16 protein-coding genes and 4 pseudogenes are annotated in these 20,620 nt (G+C 34.4%); 12 read left to right on the top strand and 8 right to left on the bottom strand.

The features are described from left to right. Positions 1-44 precede the first annotated feature (44 nt). The 5 genes and pseudogenes from ltrA (NL281_RS09385) (at position 45) to ruvC (ending at position 4,747) form a co-directional block, all read left to right on the top strand. Positions 45-1,142, top strand: a pseudogene (gene ltrA / locus NL281_RS09385) (group II intron reverse transcriptase/maturase). Between the two features lie 106 nt (positions 1,143-1,248). Next, positions 1,249-2,396, top strand: a pseudogene (locus NL281_RS07845) (IS4 family transposase); the annotation flags it as partial. Positions 2,397-2,723: 327 nt separating this feature from the next. Continuing rightward, the gene (locus NL281_RS07840) at positions 2,724-3,383 is read left to right on the top strand and encodes a TenA family protein (protein ID WP_010962391.1); all 660 of its coding nucleotides are present in this window, start codon (positions 2,724-2,726) and stop codon (positions 3,381-3,383) included. Positions 3,384-3,430: 47 nt separating this feature from the next. Beyond that, positions 3,431-4,258, top strand: a complete 828-nt coding sequence (locus NL281_RS07835; RefSeq protein WP_006279354.1) for a cytochrome c oxidase subunit 3 — start codon at positions 3,431-3,433, stop codon at positions 4,256-4,258. Continuing rightward, a complete protein-coding gene (gene ruvC / locus NL281_RS07830) occupies positions 4,259-4,747 on the top strand; it encodes a crossover junction endodeoxyribonuclease RuvC (protein ID WP_038199503.1) in 489 nt (162 codons plus the stop codon). 44 nt (positions 4,748-4,791) lie between these two features. Here ruvC and ruvX read toward each other — a convergent pair whose 3' ends face one another. The 4 genes from ruvX to NL281_RS08530 form a co-directional block, all read right to left on the bottom strand. Beyond that, complete coding sequence (gene ruvX / locus NL281_RS07825; RefSeq protein ID WP_253303300.1) at positions 4,792-5,259, bottom strand: Holliday junction resolvase RuvX; 468 nt, start codon at positions 5,257-5,259, stop codon at positions 4,792-4,794. Between the two features lie 204 nt (positions 5,260-5,463). Then, complete coding sequence (locus NL281_RS07820; protein WP_253303197.1) at positions 5,464-6,633, bottom strand: IS4 family transposase; 1,170 nt, start codon at positions 6,631-6,633, stop codon at positions 5,464-5,466. A 242-nt stretch (positions 6,634-6,875) separates the two neighbouring features. After that, positions 6,876-7,832, bottom strand: coding sequence for an IS5 family transposase (locus NL281_RS07815; protein WP_253303014.1), 957 nt, complete (start codon positions 7,830-7,832; stop codon positions 6,876-6,878). Beyond that, entirely contained in the window at positions 7,817-7,951 is a 135-nt protein-coding gene (locus tag NL281_RS08530; protein WP_256469368.1) for a hypothetical protein, read from the bottom strand. Before NL281_RS08530 ends, NL281_RS07815 begins: the two co-directional genes overlap by 16 nt. 690 nt (positions 7,952-8,641) lie before the next feature. Here NL281_RS08530 and gatB point away from each other — a divergent pair. The 7 genes and pseudogenes from gatB (at position 8,642) to NL281_RS07780 (ending at position 16,786) form a co-directional block, all read left to right on the top strand. Then, positions 8,642-10,066 carry an Asp-tRNA(Asn)/Glu-tRNA(Gln) amidotransferase subunit GatB gene (gene gatB, locus NL281_RS07810; protein ID WP_253303299.1) on the top strand — a complete coding sequence of 475 codons (1,425 nt, stop codon included), beginning with the start codon at positions 8,642-8,644 and terminating at the stop codon, positions 10,064-10,066. A 132-nt stretch (positions 10,067-10,198) separates the two neighbouring features. Beyond that, positions 10,199-11,347 (top strand): hypothetical protein, encoded by a 1,149-nt coding sequence (locus NL281_RS07805; protein WP_253303298.1) that lies wholly within the window; start codon positions 10,199-10,201, stop codon positions 11,345-11,347. A 144-nt stretch (positions 11,348-11,491) separates the two neighbouring features. After that, positions 11,492-12,337: a hypothetical protein gene (locus NL281_RS07800; RefSeq protein WP_253303297.1), complete on the top strand. Its 846-nt coding sequence runs from the start codon at positions 11,492-11,494 to the stop codon at positions 12,335-12,337. A 178-nt stretch (positions 12,338-12,515) separates the two neighbouring features. After that, complete coding sequence (locus NL281_RS07795; protein ID WP_253303228.1) at positions 12,516-13,385, top strand: IS982 family transposase; 870 nt, start codon at positions 12,516-12,518, stop codon at positions 13,383-13,385. Between the two features lie 734 nt (positions 13,386-14,119). Beyond that, positions 14,120-15,052: pseudogene (ltrA, locus tag NL281_RS07790) on the top strand (group II intron reverse transcriptase/maturase). Positions 15,053-15,187: 135 nt separating this feature from the next. Beyond that, complete coding sequence (locus tag NL281_RS09380; protein ID WP_253303193.1) at positions 15,188-15,442, top strand: hypothetical protein; 255 nt, start codon at positions 15,188-15,190, stop codon at positions 15,440-15,442. Positions 15,443-15,548: 106 nt separating this feature from the next. Then, a pseudogene (locus tag NL281_RS07780) lies at positions 15,549-16,786 on the top strand (IS4 family transposase). Positions 16,787-16,975: 189 nt separating this feature from the next. Here the strand turns inward: NL281_RS07780 and NL281_RS07775 are convergent. From NL281_RS07775 to NL281_RS07760, 4 genes are all read right to left on the bottom strand, one after another. Then, positions 16,976-18,226, bottom strand: a complete 1,251-nt coding sequence (locus NL281_RS07775) for a citrate synthase (protein ID WP_077188600.1) — start codon at positions 18,224-18,226, stop codon at positions 16,976-16,978. Positions 18,227-18,306: 80 nt separating this feature from the next. Further along, positions 18,307-18,576 carry a 30S ribosomal protein S20 gene (gene rpsT, locus NL281_RS07770; protein ID WP_012673338.1) on the bottom strand — a complete coding sequence of 90 codons (270 nt, stop codon included), beginning with the start codon at positions 18,574-18,576 and terminating at the stop codon, positions 18,307-18,309. A gap of 51 nt (positions 18,577-18,627) precedes the next feature. Further along, entirely contained in the window at positions 18,628-19,353 is a 726-nt protein-coding gene (locus NL281_RS07765) for a lysophospholipid acyltransferase family protein (RefSeq protein WP_010963063.1), read from the bottom strand. 55 nt (positions 19,354-19,408) lie between these two features. Next, positions 19,409-20,395, bottom strand: a complete 987-nt coding sequence (locus tag NL281_RS07760) for a tyrosine recombinase (protein ID WP_253303296.1) — start codon at positions 20,393-20,395, stop codon at positions 19,409-19,411. Between the last annotated feature and the right edge of the window lie 225 nt (positions 20,396-20,620).

Genomic DNA, 20,620 nt, shown 5'->3' with positions numbered 1-20,620 from the left:
ATGGAGAAAATCTTGAAGAGAAGCTCAACACTCTGGTGGATAGTATGAAAAGAAAGCGATATCAACCGCAACCAGTGAAAAGAGTATATATACCAAAAGCTGGAAGCAAAGAGAAACGCGGGCTTGGAGTACCGTCTACAGAAGATAAGTTAGTCCAGATAATGCTGAAGAAGATATTAGAAAATATTTATGAAGCTAACTTTCTGGATAACTCATATGGTTTTCGTCCTGGTAGAAGCTGTCATCAAGCGGTAAATGCACTAAATAAAGCAGTTATGTACAGACCAACTAACTATGTAGTAGAAGTTGATATCAAGAAATTCTTTGATAATGTCCAGCACAAATGGCTAATGAGATGCTTGAGAGAACGGATAACAGACCCAAACATACTGTGGTTAGTAAAACGATTTCTTAAGGCAGGAGTAGTCGAAGCAGGACATTATGAAGCAACTGAACTAGGCACACCTCAGGGGGGAATAGTAAGTCCTATACTAGCTAATATATAGTTGCATTATGTGCTGGATTTGTGGTTTGAAAAGAAATTCAAGCTAAGATCTAAAGGTTATATGGAGCTAGTTAGGTATGCAGACGATCACCTGATTTGCTGCGAAAGAGAAAAAGATGCTAGAGAACTCTTAGAGTCACTGAAACAAAGGCTAGGAAAATTTGGACTGGAAATATCTGAAGACAAAACAAGAATAGTAAAGTTTGGCAAAAAGGAGTGGCAACAAGGAATAAGGGAGAAACGAAAAACGGAAAGTTTCAACTTTCTAGGATTCACCCATTATGGTACAAGGAGTCGTAAAGGTAGAGTAATGGTAGGTCATAAAACCTCGAAAGAAAATCTATCTAGAAAACTTAAAGAAATCAAAGAATGGGTGAAAAAGATCCGAAATAAAGTTCACCTTAAAGATTGGTGGTCAATACTTAAAGCAAAACTAACAGGACACTATAACTACTTCGGAGTTAGCGGAAATTACCGGTGGTTGAATAAATTCTTCTGGCGGGTAATCAAGCTAGCGTATAAATGGATAAACCGACGTAGTCAGAAGAAGAGTATGAATTCAAAGCAATTTATACACTATCTACAAGTTAATCCATTACCAAAACCAAGAATATGCTACTCATTATATACAAAATAGGAAATGCTGTGAATACTACATTGTGGAGCCGTGTGCGGGAAAGCTGCAAGCACGGTTCTGGTGGGGGAGTCATAGCGATAAAACTTAATCAGGAGGATTTAAAACTATGACTTCTACCAAACAAAAAGGAAAAAATTTTATTCTACAAATTAAAAATATAATATACTCGAAAGCTTTTCAGAGAATCCATTGTGTTGAGTTTTACACGAACAAGAAAACTTCCTTTTTCGACAGTATTTTCTATGATTTTAAAGTTAGTTAAAAAAAGTTTGGGAATAGAATGTGAACTTATGGAGCCATTGACATGTACCCTCAAAGCAAGCTTTTTCTAAAGCAAGGTATAAGATTTGCCATACAGGCTTTCAAGAATTTAAGCATCCAAACAGCCTATCAGGATGAACCTGAGTTGGAGAGGCTATAGACTTATTGCAGCAGATGGTTCTGGTATGAGATTACCCAGCTCTGAGGAAATTGTATCCGAGTTTGGCCGCTTTAAACCAAATGGAACAACAGGCACAATGCCACCATTGGCAATTTGTTTGTTGATTTATGTACTTCGCTGATTTGCAGTGCTCGCCTTGCGGCTTGGAATGTGGGTGAGCAAACGTTAGCAGAAGAACAATTACCTGAAGTCGTTACTCAAATGCGTTCATTAAATCAAGATAGATTATTATTTATCTACGACCGTCTTCATTAAAATTCATTCAGCAGCATTATGAATTGAAAGTAGACTTTATTTTTCGCTTGCAAAAAAGAAATTATAGCAAGCTATGGGAACGAATTTCATCTGGTGAATTAGATTTTGATTTTGTGCTAGAAAATAAAACGAAAAGCCAAAAAGTAAGAGTAATAGTGCTGACATTAGCCAACGGAGAAACAGAGGTATTGGTTACTTCACTTTTTGATCGAGAAAAATTTACTTTGGAAGATATCAGCAAAGCTTATGTATTAAGGTGGCATATAGAGGAGTGCTATAAACGACTCAAAATAGGTGCAGAGTTAGAGAATTTTTCTGGCGTAAATTTAGAGGCTGTATTACAAGAATTTTGGGCAAACTTAGTCATGTGTAATATATTGTCGCTTCATATGTGTGATGCACAAGGGCCTTGGAATCCAGATCAAATTGCTGAGTATCGTTTAAATTTTTCGGTTTTATTTGGTGTAATGAGGCAGAAACTCTATCAGGTACTTATTGCGCCAAAAAACTTTCAAGCCCTTTTTGATAGAGCAAGTATACGCGCTAAAGTTAAAATCTTACTATTACCCACAAATAAAAACATAGTATTGTATTTACTCAAATAATTTAATTTTATTAACCTGAAAGCTTATTAGATTAAAATTATTAAACTAAGAGTTATAATTTTAGCAACTAAAAGCTGTAAATTGCACCATATAAACAGTTATTTCAAGCAAAAGTTATGCCATTAAGAGCTATGCAACAAACATTTATATTTGTGGGTAATAGTAAGAGTTAAAATCCGACCGGGACGATTGTATAGCCGCGATAAGGTAGATAAGCCCAAACGCCATCATGTCTTTAGGAGAGTTTGCTAATGAAAGTTCTTAAGTTGACGCCATTGAGTGTTCAGTGGCATAATTAGGAGCTGTTACGGGTCAAATCTTTTAAAGGATATAATTGAGCATCCTTTTAATGTTGAGTTAGCGAATAACACCCTAAATATAGAGAACTTCAAATTCTATGCTCAACAAAAGACGTTGTTCTTAGGTGATTATATTCGTACCACCTTAATTACTGCATCCAAAATGGAAGATTATAGTAGTATTATCTCGCTTGCTGAAGTAGCCCAAAGAGTAGTGACTGTTAATAGAATGCTATATGACTACTACTTTACTATGTACGGTATAAGTCGCGAAAAGAAATCTCTTGAGTGTTTTAATTTCACTAATTTTCTTTTATCCATCTCGCATAGTAATACCTATGAGGCTATGACGGTTTTGTATTCTTGCATGTTTATATACGAGACTGTCGTTGATAGCATGAAAAATAGATTCAAGAAAAATAATAGATATAGGGATTGGTTTAATTTTTGTTACAGTGATTCAGTAAAGTCTGGATGCATTATTTTGGAAAATATTGTTGATGGATATTGCAGCAGAGCAAGAGAAAACGAAAAGAGCAGAATGCTTGAGTTGTTTAGAATAACTGCACAATTTGTGTTAGATTTTTTGAACGGTGCATATAATTTTTCAAGATTCAATCAATTTCCTAAGGAACATTGACAATTTTAAGCTAATTTGTATCCTTAATAAGTATTTTTTAAAATGCTATGAAAAGTAAAGAACATGATTTTCATTTAGTGGATCCAAGCCCTTGGCCAATTGCTGTATCAGCAGCAATTCTTATTCTTGCACTTGGATTAGTTGGCGCGCTTCATAAACAAATTGTCGGAATGTTTTGTTTAGTTTTGGGAATCTCCGCAGTATCAGGGGTGCTGTTTTATTGGTGGAGAGATGTAATAAGGGAGGCCATTTATGACAAATGTCACACTGCCATTGTAAAACATGGACTCAAATTTGCAATGTACTTATTTATTCTCTCGGAGGTCGTATTTTTTATAGTGTTCTTTTGTTCATTCTTTAAAGCCTGGCTTGATCCAGTTTTTTTATTTGAGGCGTTTTCTCCTGCAAAAAAAGTTGAATGGCCCCCTGAGGGAATTTTGCCACCTGATCCGTGGTCACTACCATTCATGAATACATTAATATTATTGCTTTCTGGTACAACAATTACTTGGGCAAATCACTCTTTACTTAAAAATGATAAAAAGAGCATGATTAAAATGCTGTCCATAACTATATTGCTTGGGGTTTTTTTTATAATAGTGCAAGCAATAGAGTATCATGAAGCGAGTTTTTCTCTACAAGAAACAGGAGAAAAGCTTATTTATACATCCAATTTTTATATGATTACCGGTTTTCACTGCGCACACGTTATAATAGGAATAATATTTTTATCAGTGTGTTTATTTAGAGCACGGAAAGGCCAATTTACACTTCAGGACCATTTGTGCTTTGAGTTTGCCTCCTGGTATTGGCACTTTGTAGATGTAGTCTGGATATTTTTATTTTTGTTTGTCTATTGGTTAAGCGTTTATTAAGTGGTTAAAATAATAGGTCTAGATCCAGGAATAAGCAAGACTGGGTGGGCCATTATCAGCCTGAACGAAAAAAATAATATTGAATTTTTGGGCGGCGGTACCATATCAACTGATGGTAAATTGGGTACAGGTGAACGCCTACATATAATTTTTGAACAATTAAAGAAAGTAATTTCCCTATACTCTCCGAATGAAGCTGCGGTGGAGAAAATTTTTGTTAATAAAAATCCTAAATCTTCACTAACTTTAGGATATGCAAGAGGGGTTGTAATTTTAGCGTTAAAAATAACAAAGCTAACTATGAATGAATATGATGCAAACTATGTAAAAAAAAGCATTACCGGAAATGGCCATGCTGATAAGGATCAGATTATATTTATGGTGAAGCAAATAGTTAAAAACTTGAGTATAAAATGCCACCATGCTGCTGACGCTCTTGCTGTAGCAATTTGTCATGCTTATACGAAAGGTTCTTGTTTTGTTGAGTAACTTTTATATGGGATTCAGTTTGAAGATTTCCAGATCTGGAAAAACTATTTGATTGTATTTATCTTGTCTAACGTTCGTTGCAAAATAATACATGCGGAGATTTTATCATCTATTTTTTTCGATTTTGTGATTGATATTCCAGTAATTTTTAGTGTATGAGTTGCGATAGATGTTGAGAAGCTTTCGTCTTGTAAGTATATATTTACTTTATATTTTTTTATTATTTTATTTGCGAATTGGATTATAGTTTTACACCATTTAGTTTCTTGCTCGTCCATTTTTAATGGTAGTCCTATTACCATTGATCCAGATTCATTTTCTTTGAATATTCTATGCAGATAACCTAAATCTTTGCTCATATTTTTTCTGTGATATATGCTATGAGCTGTGGCTATGAGCTGTGTTTTATCGCTAAATGCTATGCCTATTTGCTTTTCTCCCATGTCAAGGCACATTATGCGCTTATTTTTTGGAATAGACTTTAGAAACTCATCTGGATTTCTATGTAGCATCTATTAGACTTCCTTTAAAGTGACCTTACCAAAAAAGTGGAGAGAAAGTTAAGAAAATTTTTTACAAAAAGAATAATGAATCAAATTGCTCAGGAATGCAATAGACTTCTTGCATAACCCAAACTAAGTAGAAAAAAGGTATCATCTAAGTAGCTGACACTGGTTTCCATCCAAAAGGGCAGTGCCCCATAAGTGTTGAAAGTATCAAAAATAACGTGATATGAGATGATCAACGGCATGTAAATTACCTCCCGACAGTAAAACAATCGAACGTATAAAAGAGTCATTTAGATCCAATGTGAATTGCAGTAATGCTATTTTGAACCCATGTAGATTATTTTTGATTTTATAAACAAGAAATAACAAAGCCGTAATAATAATCATGTAAATATACACCTTCATGCCATTCATAGTATGGCTTAAAAAGTGCTTATATCCAAGATTTTGCTTTATAAATTTAAAGAACACTTCTATATCCCATCTGCGCCTATATAGCTCTGTTACTTCATAAGCTGGCATTTCAAACAAGTTTGTCAAAAACCATATTTCATCTCCAATTTTATTTCTGATTTTTATTAGCCGTAGATCATGCTTTTCTGCCACTTTACCTCGTGCACGATAAAGATTAACTATTATATCTTCTAAAATCTCTGATCCATCCGATTTTTGTTCTCTTATAACTTTGTTCCTGCTTATAACATCATGTTTTCTTCCTACTTTAACTCTTGTGATAAATTTGTACTCCTTTTCATCAAATTCGGCAAAAGTTCCAACTTTTCTGATTCCTCTATCAAATAATAAAATATCCTCTTTTTCAACTTTAGCTTCATTAATTGCTCTCACTAATGCTATATCTTCACTACTTTCTTCTTGTCCTTTACAAAATCTTATACTTGTCGGCAATTGATCCTTTAATCCTACACTCACTTTAACTTGACTGTCGTTACTTTTACCGCCTATTTTTAGCCCATCTTTTATGAGATATCCCGATAAATTTATGATCGTCGAATCAAACTTATGTAAGTTATTTGATGTTTTTTGGGGTAATAGCTTTTTAATCTTGCTCATCAAATCAATATATACTCCCTTAAAATATTCTGGATTTATAACTTTTAACCTTTTTGACAAACCACTGTATGTTACTGTACTTTTATCGCTATTCTTATCCATTATACACCTGTTTATTACCATTTCTAGCGCTCTTAGGCTTGTTTTTTGCCCCATTAATATTAACTTCATTAGACCTTTAAATATAATCTTGCCCAACAATTTAGTATTACATTTATCTACTTCACTTAATTTTCCTAGCCTTTCTAAATCCTCATCTTTTATTAAATTTAGTACTCTTTCTATTTGATCCATTATTGCCTCCATTTTCTTGCAATAATAGTTCTTTATGTCTTTTTTGTGTTACTTTCAACACTTATGGGCAGTGCCCCTATGATGTCATTCCAGTGCTTGACACTGGAATCCAGACTTTAATTGTTATACTTGTAAATAAGTCTGGTGAGAATAGACGTTCATCTCAAAATGCAGTATTTTTGTTGAAATAGCTCAACTGGATTCCAGCGGGCTTTGTTGCATCACACTTTATGAGATGGTGATTTATGGTAAATTCATGTAACTATCTCAAATTTAGCCATACCAATATCAGTGAATTTATTAAGCAAATAGCATTTGATTAGCAGTTCTTTTTCTCGATTTATCTCAGATTTATTCCTAAAACTAAATCCGAATATTTGCTTTAATCTTGAGAAAAACCCTTCAATATAAGATCTTTTCCCATAATTTACTTCTTTTTTCCATTCTTTCATGCCATCTTCACCGTATAATTTTATTAACCTAATAGCAGCATTCCTGTCAGACATATAATCTATTTCTGGATGTTCTGCCGCATTGTTTATTGGTGGAATTTTTGTCTTTATATCATATTTGTTACACAACTTATAAAACTTGTGCCTATCACATGCTCTATCTGCATATAGTGCTTTTATGGCATGCTGAAAATCAACTTCTTTTAGCAAATCACAAGCTCCATAGTGATCAGAGTAGACACCGTTACTGTATTTTACAGCTATGGCTTTTTTGTTGTTTATATTCAACATTACGTGCAATTTTCTCGTTTGCTCATAGCCACGATATTTTCTGTCAGTGCTATTTTCCTTGCTGTGACCAGGAGTGTTGTTGTATATACTAATTCCTGTACTGTCTATAGCAATTTCGATATCTTCCATATTATTTTTATCAATTCTGCAATCATTTATCTTAATATTAAGTTTCTTAAACCTTCTTGATGCTTGTGAATAGCTGATAACTGCCAAATCTCTTCCTATTTGTTGCAAATACCCTTTTATAAACCCGACTGTTTGTCTTAAACCAATTCTAAAGAAACTGACGATTATATGCACCAAAATCACAACTTTATCACTATAAATATAGTTGCCGCCCTGCATTTTTGGACAATTCTCGTACCAATTTTCTATGGCGTCATTGATATAACAAAAAATGCTTCCTCTTTCTTGGAGAAATTTGTTATATTCATGGCAGTTACTGACTCTCATTTTTTGTGGCATATTTTTTCTTCAACAGTTAAATGGCTATTTATAATGAATTTTGTCAGTAACTGCCAGTTCTTTTCACTTGAGCGATGCAACAAAGCCCACTGGGATCCAGAAGACTTAATTTCAACCAAATAATAAAGGCTGGATCCCAGTGCTTGGCACTGGAATGACAGCAATCCTACGTCATACCGCAATTCATTCGCGGTATCTCGGCCGCTAACAAGTAGCGGGATGACGGTTATCGTTTAGCTACAAACATTAAGAAATTTACCAAACGAAAAAAAAGGCAAAAGAAGCCCCGTGGTTGGCTAATTACTTACATTATACTTTCAAGTATGGCGTTTTTTTATTCTAAACACTTAATAACCGCGATTCAGTTGCTTTTAAACCGCAACTAATCTAAATTATAAACGTTAAGAAATTTACTAAACAGAAAAAAAGGCAAAAGAAACCCTAGGGTAGCTAGTTATTCACTATCCATTTTTTAAGTTGGCGTTTTTTTATGTTTTAAACGCTTTATAAGCGCGTTTCAGCTTATGTAGGTAGAAGTTTTATAAAGACATAAGGTGCACATAGTGCAAAAAATTAAACATGAGACGCCAGATACGTGAGTTTTTTTGTCATTTAATCTGTACAGAGAAGATAAATAAATAGCTTCAATTTTATGATAAGAGGGCTGGCGAAGCTTGTCAAGTAATCTTTTGCATTTAACCCGTTTCTATGGGTAAAACAATCTGCATACCACTTAGCTAACATGAGTTTTGTTTTGACTTTTTGTGCTAATTTTGCAGAATATTAAGATTATCATTTAAATAAAATACATGACGAAAGAGGATTGGGAAGCGGTAATTGGGCTTGAGGTACACGCTCAAGTTTCTTCTAATACGAAGCTATTTTCTAGCTCATCAACGGAATTTGGTGCTGAGCATAACACTCAAGTTTCTCTAGTTGATGCGGCAATGCCAGGTACGCTGCCAATACTAAATTATTACTGCATAGAGCAAGCAATACGCACTGGTCTTGCACTTTCTGCAGAAATTAATAAGTATTCTTACTTTGATCGGAAAAATTATTTTTATCCTGATTTACCACAAGGTTACCAGATAACCCAGTTTTTTGAGCCGATAGTTAAAAACGGTAGAGTATTTATCAACGATAATGAAAAAGAAATAAGAATCGCGAGAATTCATTTAGAGCAAGATGCAGGAAAGAGCGTTCATGAGGAAAGCAAAACTTATGTAGATTTAAATCGTGCAGGGGTTGCTTTAATGGAAATTGTTTCAGAACCAGATCTCCGTTCATCTGCAGAAGCTGCAGAATGCATGAAAAAATTGAGGCAGATTTTGCGTTACATTGGTTCGTGTGATGGTGATATGGAAAAGGGATCACTTCGTTGTGATGCAAATGTTTCTGTCCGCCTAAAAGGCAGTAGCGCACTTGGCACTCGTTGTGAGATAAAAAATCTGAACTCGATACGTTATATTGTGCAAGCTATAGACTATGAAATACAAAGACAAATTGAAATTTTAGAAAGTGGGGAAGAAATAAGTCAAGATACCTTATTGTTTGATGTTGCTTCGGGAAAAACAAAAGTGATGAGAAGCAAAGAGGATGCAAGCGACTATAGATACTTCCCTGAGCCTGATTTGTTGCCAATTGAGGTAAGCCAGGATAAAATCGATTCTATTAAATCATCTTTGCCCGAGTTACCAGATCAAAAAAAGCTGCGATACATTGAAGAATTGGGTATCAACGAATACGATGCAAACGTCATTACTTCCGATAAGGCGATTGCTGATTACTTTGAGGAATTGATAAAAAAACATGATTCAAAGCTCGCGGTCACCTGGTTAACTGTAGAGCTTTTCGGTCGTTTAAATAAAGCAAATATTGATATTGTGAGCTCCCCAATCAAAGCAAATGCTTTGTCCGAACTCTTGGATTTTATCGTTGATGAAACAATCTCTGCTAAACTTGGCAAACAGGTATTCGATAGTATGTTTGAAACTGGCAAACCTGCATCTTTAATTATAGAAGAGCAAGACCTAAAACAAATAACCGATAGAGGTCAAATATCAGGAGTTATCGACACAATCGTCAATAACAACCAAGATAAAGTTCAAGAATACAAAAGCGGTAAAACAAAGTTATACGGATTCTTTGTCGGCGAAGTTATGAAACTTACCAAAGGAAAAGCCAGCCCTGATGTGGTGAATTCAATTTTGAGTGAGAGATTAAGTAATTAGTCACATTTTTTTATTTACATAACAGCACATCTCGTAGATATTCTCAGATTTACGCTACGATATCTGTATATCATGACATATAACTTTTTTACCATTTGTTGGTACTATTTTTAAAATTACGTGAGGCTGAGGATGCCTGAAACTTATCCTACTGGAGGGGCGAAAAACTTTATTCATGGTATTGACTATCAAAAATTGTGGCTAATGCTGTTTTTTAGACGTGCAGTGAATAGAAAGTACTTTTTCCGCTTAGCCACGGAAATGAGTTCAGCTGCAGGTTTTGACGATATTGTTTTCCGGTATGAGCAAAATGGGACAACAGTATGTATGCTTATACAAGTTAAACATAAACAAGATGGCAGCAAGAAGATCTGTGTAGGCGACTTATTGACAAAAAGTGGTGAACTTAACTTAGTAAAACATTTTGCTGCCTTTTTAGAAATTCAAGGTAATGAAGAATTCAAGGATAAAATAAAGGATTTTTTTATTGTTATAAATGTTGATTTTGACTATGAAAGTCTAGCAAGCAAGGGAATTACAGTCGAAAAAATAGAAACACAGGATGAGTTTCTGAATATAGGCGATAGTGCAAAATATAAGCTTAGAGACTTACGTAATAATATTGCTCAATACTTAAAGCAAAGGATGAGTGCTGAAGATAGGGAAGTAAGCGATGAAGAAATAAAAGGCTTTTTAAATGAGCTAGTGTTTGTAGTGAATTTGCCTAGTGATGTTGAGCTAGAAAAGTTAATCAGAAATGAGATAAATGATGACTTGGCCAGAAGGTTCAAATACTTTGGTGATAATGACTCCGTTCTCAATGCCCTTTCCACAATGATATCAAATTGGATGAAGGATAAAAGAGGGCGTTTTCTCACACCAGAAGAAGGAAAAGAATTTTTCCAAAAAGTGGAGCTATGGGCCAGCACTCTATGTGGGATAGAACGAGGGGTAAAGAAAGGGAATAAAGGAATTGATAAAATAGCAAAACAACAGCGTAAGGATAGTAAAACACTGAATGAAATACATGCAGCTGTAACAGCGCAAAATAACAAGCAGAGGCCCCATAAGAAACCTTATGGTCCTCGTGACAAAAAATCGAAAGCGAGAGAAGAAGGAGATATAGAAGAATTAGATGAATTTGATGAAATAGAAGCTTTAGAATTTGTTAAAAGGGCTTTGAATATAGAAAACAATTTACAGAATAAGGAAATAAAAAAGCTGGCACAGGAACTACAATATTCCCAATTGGCTTTAAAACTTACTATTACCCACAAATAAAAACATAGTATTGTATTTACTCAAATAATTTAATTTTATTAACCTGAAAGCTTATTAGATTAAAATTATTAAACTAAGAGTTATAATTTTAGCAACTAAAAGCTGTAAATTGCACCATATAAACAGTTATTTCAAGCAAAAGTTATGCCATTAAGAGCTATGCAACAAACATTTATATTTGTGGGTAATAGTAAGGCTTTAAAACTAGCGGTTACATATATTAGTGAAGAAAATATTGTATTTAGTCATAGGGGTAGAAAAAGGATTAGAGTTGGTGGCTATCTGAAAAAGTGTGAAAAGATAGCAGAGAAGCTACTTGACTTTAAGTCCGAATATAAAAGTGATCGTTATGCTAAGGCAACTTTCATAACTTGGAAAATTACAATTGATGCTATAGTGCAAAAAAAATTTGGGCCGGAAGCATTGAGCATTCTCGAGATAATGGCCTATTTTTCTCCTAATGAGATTTATATAGAAGAAATCTTTTCACAGCAAGTAGCTAATGATAAAGAAGCGTTGTGGAATGCTGTTGAGTTACTTAATCGATATTCAATGATTAAATTAAGGAAAGGAGTAGTAAATATTTACAGACTAGTGCAAAAGGTGACTAGATTAAAATTACAAGAGAAAGGCCGAGAAGAAGAGGTCTTAAGGAAAGCTCTAGAATTGATAAACAGTTATGATGTATTAATAGATAATTCTATTGTTGCATCTGTTTGGGGATATGTGAGTAAGTATGGTGAGTTAATTGACGAATTTTACTTTAATCCTATTTATGGTAGATGGAAATATACGCCGTTGCATTCACTTGCCGAAAGTGGCAGTTATGAGGCAGTTAGGTGCGTATTAACACATATGGAAGAAAAACACCCAGATAAATTTAATTGTGTTGTTAATGCTAGGGATGGATCTGACAGCACTCCATTGTGTTCAGGCAATGGCGTCAACTTAAGGAAAATATCAGCGATAGTGTATAAAATTTCTCTCTAAAACTTTTACCATTAAATTATCCAGAAGCCGCAGGAAACAGCACTTTTGTTTCTATTTTATTTCAACAAAGAAGTTTAAAATGTGTCCTTTTTAACGCGAATTCTGGATTAAAGGAGAATAGAAAAGGCAAGAAAACAGGGTAAACTCAGCAGTTATAAAAAAATAGATGAGGTTACCCATGGAAGATATAACAAAACTGTTTTGTTTGGTCGATGATTTTTGCAGAGATATAGAGAAAAATTTTGCAGGTAAACTACTGCCAAATGGTAAAAAACCCACAAGAATAACGGAAATTGAGCACTCCGAAATCATGACAATAATCCTGCTATATCAACAATCTCCGTGTAAAAATTTCAAAACTTTCTACCTACATTACCTAACGTTGCTCTACAAATCAGAGTTTCCAAAGTTGCCTTCATATACCAGGTTTGTTGCTCTAAAGCCTAGGGTTTTGTGGCATTTAGCAATGTTGTTGCATTGGCTTTGTGGACAGTCAGAAAACACTGGAATTTCATATATAGACACAACTCCCATTGCAGTTTGTCATGCAAAAAGAATATCCAAAAACAAAGTTTTTGCTGGAATTGCAAAATTAAGCAAGAGTACTTACGGCTGGTTTTTTGGTTTCAAATTACATATGGTAATCAATGAAAATGGTGAAATTCATGCACTTACGCTAACAAAAGGCAATGTTGATGATAGGATACCTGTGCCAAATCTGACGGGAAAATTAACCGGCCTTTTGTTTGGTGACAAAGGTTATATTGCAAAAGAGCTTTTTCAGAAGCTGTTTGACCGAGGTTTGAAACTTGTTACCAAGGTGAAAAAAGGTATGAAAAATGCATTAATTTCGCTAAATGAGAAGATTTTACTGAGAAAAAGGTCTATCATTGAGACTGTTTTTGGTTACCTAAAAAATAGACTAGAAATTGAACACACTCGCCATAGATCCCCTGTTAATTTTTTGGTTCATATCTTTTCTACTCTCATTTCCTATTCCATCAAATCCAAAAAGCCTTCTATTTCCTATACTTTCTTCCTTCCTTAGTCCAGAATTCGCGTTTTTTAGGTGAAACATGCGTGCGCCAAGCAAAGTGCGTAAAGTCCAGTTGGTGAAAATCCAACCCAGGCAAAGCCTAGCCAGCAGGCTGGAACAAACCACTATGCTGCGTAAGGTAACGAGCGTAGTAAAGCTAGTGGAATGGACAACACAGGGTACAACGAAAGTGAAGGTATTGAGTCCCGAAATTCTCGATGTCATAGAGGTCGACACGTTGCATATAGTGGAAGACAGCAAGAAGGGTAACAATAGGGCAAGTTATCACTCACTCTATCGGGATCTGAGGCCGTATCACGTGTTGAGATGGAGTTTACGTAAACTTGGGAGATCCTTTGTATTCCTATTAAGGTACGTTGGAACAAGTCAACAAAGGCGAGTACTGACGGAAGATATAAAGGAAGTCGGACTGATTGATAGTACTCAGAGTGTGGGAAAGCCACATACAAGGGGAAGCGGTCAGCAATATAGTGACTGGTTTAGGAATTGCTATGCCAATACAACGGAGGTTGGAATAACGTGCAAAGAAAACTAAATCAGATAGCAGTAAGAGCCAGGCAAGATAAACGATTGAAATTTAATCGTTAATTCATCTGATAAACGCAGAGAATCTTGCTGAATGTTATAAAGAGCTAAAGCATAACAAAGCATGCGGTATAGACCAGGTGACAGTAGAAGCTTATGGAGAAAATCTTGAAGAGAAGCTCAACACTCTGGTGGATAGTATGAAAAGAAAGCGATATCAACCGCAACCAGTGAAAAGAGTATATATACCAAAAGCTGGAAGCAAAGAGAAACGCGGGCTTGGAGTACCGTCTACAGAAGATAAGTTAGTCCAGATAATGCTGAAGAAGATATTAGAAAATATTTATGAAGCTAACTTTCTGGATAACTCATATGGTTTTCGTCCTGGTAGAAGCTGTCATCAAGCGGTAAATGCACTAAATAAAGCAGTTATGTACAGACCAACTAACTATGTAGTAGAAGTTGATATCAAGAAATTCTTTGATAATGTCCAGCACAAATGGCTAATGAGATGCTTGAGAGAACGGATAACAGACCCAAACATACTGTGGTTAGTAAAACGATTTCTTAAGGCAGGAGTAGTCGAAGCAGGACATTATGAAGCAACTGAACTAGGCACACCTCAGGGGGGAATAGTAAGTCCTATACTAGCTAATATATAGTTGCATTATGTGCTGGATTTGTGGTTTGAAAAGAAATTCAAGCTAAGATCTAAAGGTTATATGGAGCTAGTTAGGTATGCAGACGATCACCTGATTTGCTGCGAAAGAGAAAAAGATGCTAGAGAACTCTTAGAGTCACTGAAACAAAGGCTAGGAAAATTTGGACTGGAAATATCTGAAGACAAAACAAGAATAGTAAAGTTTGGCAAAAAGGAGTGGCAACAAGGAATAAGGGAGAAACGAAAAACGGAAAGTTTCAACTTTCTAGGATTCACCCATTATGGTACAAGGAGTCGTAAAGGTAGAGTAATGGTAGGTCATAAAACCTCGAAAGAAAATCTATCTAGAAAACTTAAAGAAATCAAAGAATGGGTGAAAAAGATCCGAAATAAAGTTCACCTTAAAGACTTACTATTACCCACAAATATAAATGTTTGTTGCATAGCTCTTAATGGCATAACTTTTGCTTGAAATAACTGTTTATATGGTGCAATTTACAGCTTTTAGTTGCTAAAATTATAACTCTTAGTTTAATAATTTTAATCTAATAAGCTTTCAGGTTAATAAAATTAAATTATTTGAGTAAATACAATACTATGTTTTTATTTGTGGGTAATAGTAAGCCTTAAAGATTGGTGGTCAATACTTAAAGCAAAACTAACAGGACACTATAACTACTTCGGAGTTAGCGGAAATTACCGGTGGTTGAATAAATTCTTCTGGCGGGTAATCAAGCTAGCGTATAAATGGATAAACCGACGTAGTCAGAAGAAGAGTATGAATTCAAAGCAATTTATACACTATCTACAAGTTAATCCATTACCAAAACCAAGAATATGCTACTCATTATATACAAAATAGGAAATGCTGTGAATACTACATTGTGGAGCCGTGTGCGGGAAAGCTGCAAGCACGGTTCTGGTGGGGGAGTCATAGCGATAAAACTTAATCAGGAGGATTTAAAACTATGACTTCTACCAAACAAAAAGGAGAAAATCTTATTCTACAAATTAAAAATATAATATACTCGAAAGCTTTTCAGAGAATCCATTGTGTTGAGTTTTACACGAACAAGAAAACTTCCTTTTTCGACAGTATTTTCTATGATTTTAAAGTTAGTTAAAAAAAGTTTGGGAATAGAATGTGAACTTATGGAGCCATTGACATGTACCCTCAAAGCAAGCTTTTTCTAAAGCAAGATATAAGATTTGTCATACAGGTTTTAAAGAATTTAAGCATCCAAACAGCCTATCAAGATGAGCCTGAGTTGGAGAGGCTATAGGCTTATTGCAGCAGATGGTTCTGGTATTCGATTACCGAGCTCTGAAGAAATTGTATCCGAGTTTGGCCGTTTTAAACCAAATGGAACAACAGGTATAATGCCACCATTGGCAATTTGTTTGTTGATTTGTGTACTTCGCTGATTTGTAGTGCTCGTCTTGCGGCTTGGAATATAGGTGAACAAACGTTGGCGGAAGAGCAATTACCCGAAGTTATCACTCAAATGCGTTCATTAAATCAAAAGAAATTATTATTTATCTATGATCGTCTTCAGTAAAATTCATTCAGCAGCATTATGATTTGGAAGTAGATTTTATTTTTCGCTTGCAAAAAAGAAATTATAGCAAGCTATGGGAACGAATTGCATCTGGAGAATTAGATTTCGATTTTATATTAGAAAATGAAAAGCTAAAAAATAAAATGAAAGGACAGAAAGTAAGAGTAATAGTGCTGACATTAGCCAACGGAGAAACAGAGGTATTGGTTACTTCACTTTTTGATCGAGAAAAATTTACTTTGGAAGATATCAGCAAAGCTTATGTATTAAGGTGGCATATAGAGGAGTGCTATAAACGACTCAAAATAGGTGCAGAGTTAGAGAATTTTTCTGGCGTAAATTTAGAGGCTGTATTACAAGAATTTTGGGCAAACTTAGTCATGTGTAATATATTGTCGCTTCATATGTGTGATGCACAAGGGCCTTGGAATCCAGATCAAATTGCTGAGTATCGTTTAAATTTTTCGGTTTTATTTGGTGTAATGAGGCAGAAACTCTATCAGGTACTTATTGCGCCAAAAAACTTTCAAGCCCTTTTTGATAGAGCAAGTATACGCGCTAAAGTTAAAATCCGACCGGGACGATTGTATAGCCGCGATAAGGTAGATAAGCCCAAACGCCATCATGTCTTTAGGAGAGTTTGCTAATGAAAGTTCTTAAGTTGACGCCATTGTCTGAACGGATACGGAATGACACCATCCTTTTTTTTGGATTCCAGACTGGAATGACACCTCTGGACACTTCCGTCGTAAAGGAACCAGTGTCAGCTACTCGGATGACACCTTTTTTCTACTTAGTTTGGGTTATGCAAGAAGTCTAATGAAGTGAAAATAAATTTATTTACCAAAATAGAGTTGCCTTGGTCTACAGATCTTAGTTTCTTTATCATTTATCATTTCATACCACTGAGTAACCCAACCAGTGGTTCTTGCAAGTGCAAAAATAGGCGTGAACATATTTGAGGGAATATCGATAGCATTCATTATTATACCTGAGTAAAAATCAACATTTGGATATAACTTACGCACAATAAAATATTCATCCTTTAAAGCTATTTCTTCAAGTTTTTTTGCAATTTTAAGCAGTTCATTATTTTGTTCTAGTTTACTTAGAACCTCATGGCAAGCGCCTTTCAATATACGCGCGCGCGGATCATAATTTTTATAAACACGATGTCCAAATCCCATCAATTTAAATGGATCTTTATCATCTTTAGCTTTTTCGATGAATTTATCTATATCTCCACTTTGCTCTATCTCTTTTAGCATATTTATAACTGCCTCATTAGCTCCACCATGTGCTGGTCCCCAAAGTGTAGCAACTCCTGCAGAGAGGCTTGCAAACAGATTAGAACCAGCCGATCCCACCAATCTGACAGCCGCCGTAGAAGCATTCTGTTCATGATCAGCATGGAGAGTAAATATTTTATCCAGAGCTTTTGCAAAAAGGGTGCTTTTATCATTATCAACAGCATCGCCAAATATCATCTTTAAGAAATTTTCACTGTAACTTAATTCATTGTTAGCATTTATGAATTCCTGATTGTTGATATGCCTATAAATCATTGCAATAATTGTGGAAACTTGCGCTATTGCAGAAATTCCAAAATCTAGATCTTCACCATTGATATTGTTGCCATGCTTTTCATGGTAAGATGCTGACAAACTTGCAAAACATGCAACTAAGATTGACATAGGGTGAGCAGTTTTTGGAAATGCTTTAATTACATTTGTAACTTGCTCTGATACTTTGGATGATTCTTGTATTTTGAGAAGAAATTTTTTGTGTTGCTCTGAACTGGGTAATTCACCATAGAGCAATAAATAAATCACAGCAGTAAAATTATTATTCTCTGCCAAATCAGCTATATTATGTCCCCTATATTTAAGAACTCCTTCATCTCCATCAATGAATGTAATTGTAGAAGAGCATGAAGCTGTAGAAACAAACCCTGGATCGTAAGTGAATAATCCTGTCATCTTATATAAATCCTTGATATTTAACACATCAGGACCTGTTGTTCCGCTTAATACAGGTAGCTCGATTTTTAATCCATTACTTAGTTCTAATAGCACTTTTTTATCCATCACTTAAGCTACTTAAATTTTATACAGAATATACAAACTGAGGAGTATATATTAATACAGTTAACTTTACATTAACCGTATTAAGCGGTCATCAATGCTTTTACTTTTGCATTTAAGCGACTTATTTTACGCGCAGCAGTATTCCTATGAATAACACCTTTATTCACACACTTGTGTAAATTAGATTCAGCATTCCGAAATGCCAGAACAACATTTTCTTTGTCGCCAGACTTGATTATATCAACCAATTTTCTAATAGAGGTGCGAGTTTTACTTTTCCGCATCTTATTTATTAAAGTGCGCTTTGCTATTACCTTTATCATTTTTTTAGCACTCTTATGATTTGCCATATATTAATACCTAAAATACTGTACTTTTCTTTTAATTATAAAGTTTTTTTGTTAATTTGCAATATCAGTTTTTCCTATGGTTAATCTACTGCTTCTCTCTTCAATAATTTTTTCTAAACTTTGCAAGAATTCATTTTTGTTTAACCCAGGATATATTGGGGGCAATATTTCTATTACTGCCTTTCCGGGATTCTTTCTTAGAGAAAGTATGCTTTTTGGCCAAAACAAACCAGTGTTTAAAGCAACCGGTAACACAGGAACAGATAATACGCTATATAAAGCAGCAATACCTGGTTGATATTTTATATTTTGGTTTATAGTTGTTCTTGTACCTTCAGGAAATATTATTATGCTTCTATTTTCTTTTATACGCATTTTTGCTAGTTTGATTATATGGCGTATAGAACTGATACCATCTGAACGGTTAATAAAAATCATTTTCAGCGCTATAAGATGCAAACCAATGAATGGAATCCATTTCAATTCACGTTTTAAAATAAAAACCGCTTTTCTAAATAGTAGTATAAAAATAAATGTTTCAAATGGAGATTGGTGTTTAGATGCAATGATAAAAGGTTGCTTAGGGATGTTTTCCATTCCCCTCACTTCATATTTAATGCCACATAATAAACGCAGCATGAATAATACAACTCTCACCGAACAGACGAGGAAAATGGTTATTACACACTCAGAAAAGAAAATTACAGGGAGAGTAATGAAAGTATAGAATACCTCCCATAATATAAGAAAGAAATTAAACAATAAACTTGAAATCACAAACTCACATAAATTTATTTAAATTTAACTTTATTACAAATTAAAAACAATAAATTTAATTATTGATCATCTGAGTAATAGGATGCGAATCAGCTAATTTGTCCTTTAACTTTTCGTTAGCAATATGAGTATATATTTGTGTTGTAGAAAGGTTAGTATGGCCAAGAACTTTCTGTATCAACACAATATTTGCTCCGCTATCCAGTAGATGGGTAGCAAAAGAATGCCTAATCACGTGTGGAGAGATCTTATTTTCATCAATATTGCATTTTCTTGCTAACTCCTTCATTAATTGACCGACCCTCTGCCTTGTAATTGGTTTATTAGGTTTATCACCTGGGAATAGCCAATCAGACTCCTTTCTGTTAGAGAGCAGATTGTCACGAACTGATAAATAATTTCTAAGGCTCTGCAATGCTTGTTCATTAAAAAGAATTTGCCTCTCTCTACCACTTTTTCCTTTTATTATTATATAGCATTCTTTGTTATTACTGTTTATTAAATGCGACACTTCACATAATTTCATACTAATTAGTTCAGAAACACGCATTCCAGAAGAGTAAAGGATATCTAAAATCGCACATAGCCTTTTACTGCTTATCTCTTTATTCGATTCGCTTGCTGATTTTCTCACTGCGTCCATTAGCAAAAATATTTCTTCGACACTTAAATACTTAGGCAAAGGACGAGAAACTTTTGGATTCTTTAATTCAGCATCATTAGCCGGCGCTGGATTAAAATCTATTATTCCGTCATTAAATAGACACTTATAGAAATTTTTCATAGCGGATATTTTTCTTGATATAGAGCTACTTTTATATTTTTTTTGTGTACATAAAGATTTCACATAATCTTTAATATTGGTTTTGTTTACACCAACCAAGGTAGTGCCGCTTTCCAATAAAAATTCTTCAAACTGGTGTAAATCCGAACGATAACTTTCCAGAGTATTTTGTGTAGCGGACCTCTCTGAAGCTAAAGCATCTATGTAATATGTTATGTAAATATTTTCTTTTTTATTTTGCGACTGTTTATTTTTCATTATCAGCTCCTATATTTATTTCTTTGGCTATAATTTGATTAGAAGTGTTCCCTGTGTTTCTTATGAGAAAATATGAGACAAATAAAGCATTTATCAATAGAGTGAACATCACAAACTTTTGCTTTAACCTTTTTCTTAAATTTAATCTTACTCTTATCATAGTTAAATTATAACGTTAAATCTATAAAAAACACCTTATAAAGTGAGCTCTACTATAAATATAGA

Source organism: Wolbachia endosymbiont of Phyllotreta cruciferae, assembly GCF_918697765.1.
Classification (GTDB): Bacteria; Pseudomonadota; Alphaproteobacteria; order Rickettsiales; family Anaplasmataceae; genus Wolbachia; species Wolbachia pipientis.
This window is presented reverse-complemented; position numbering and strand designations above follow the sequence as displayed.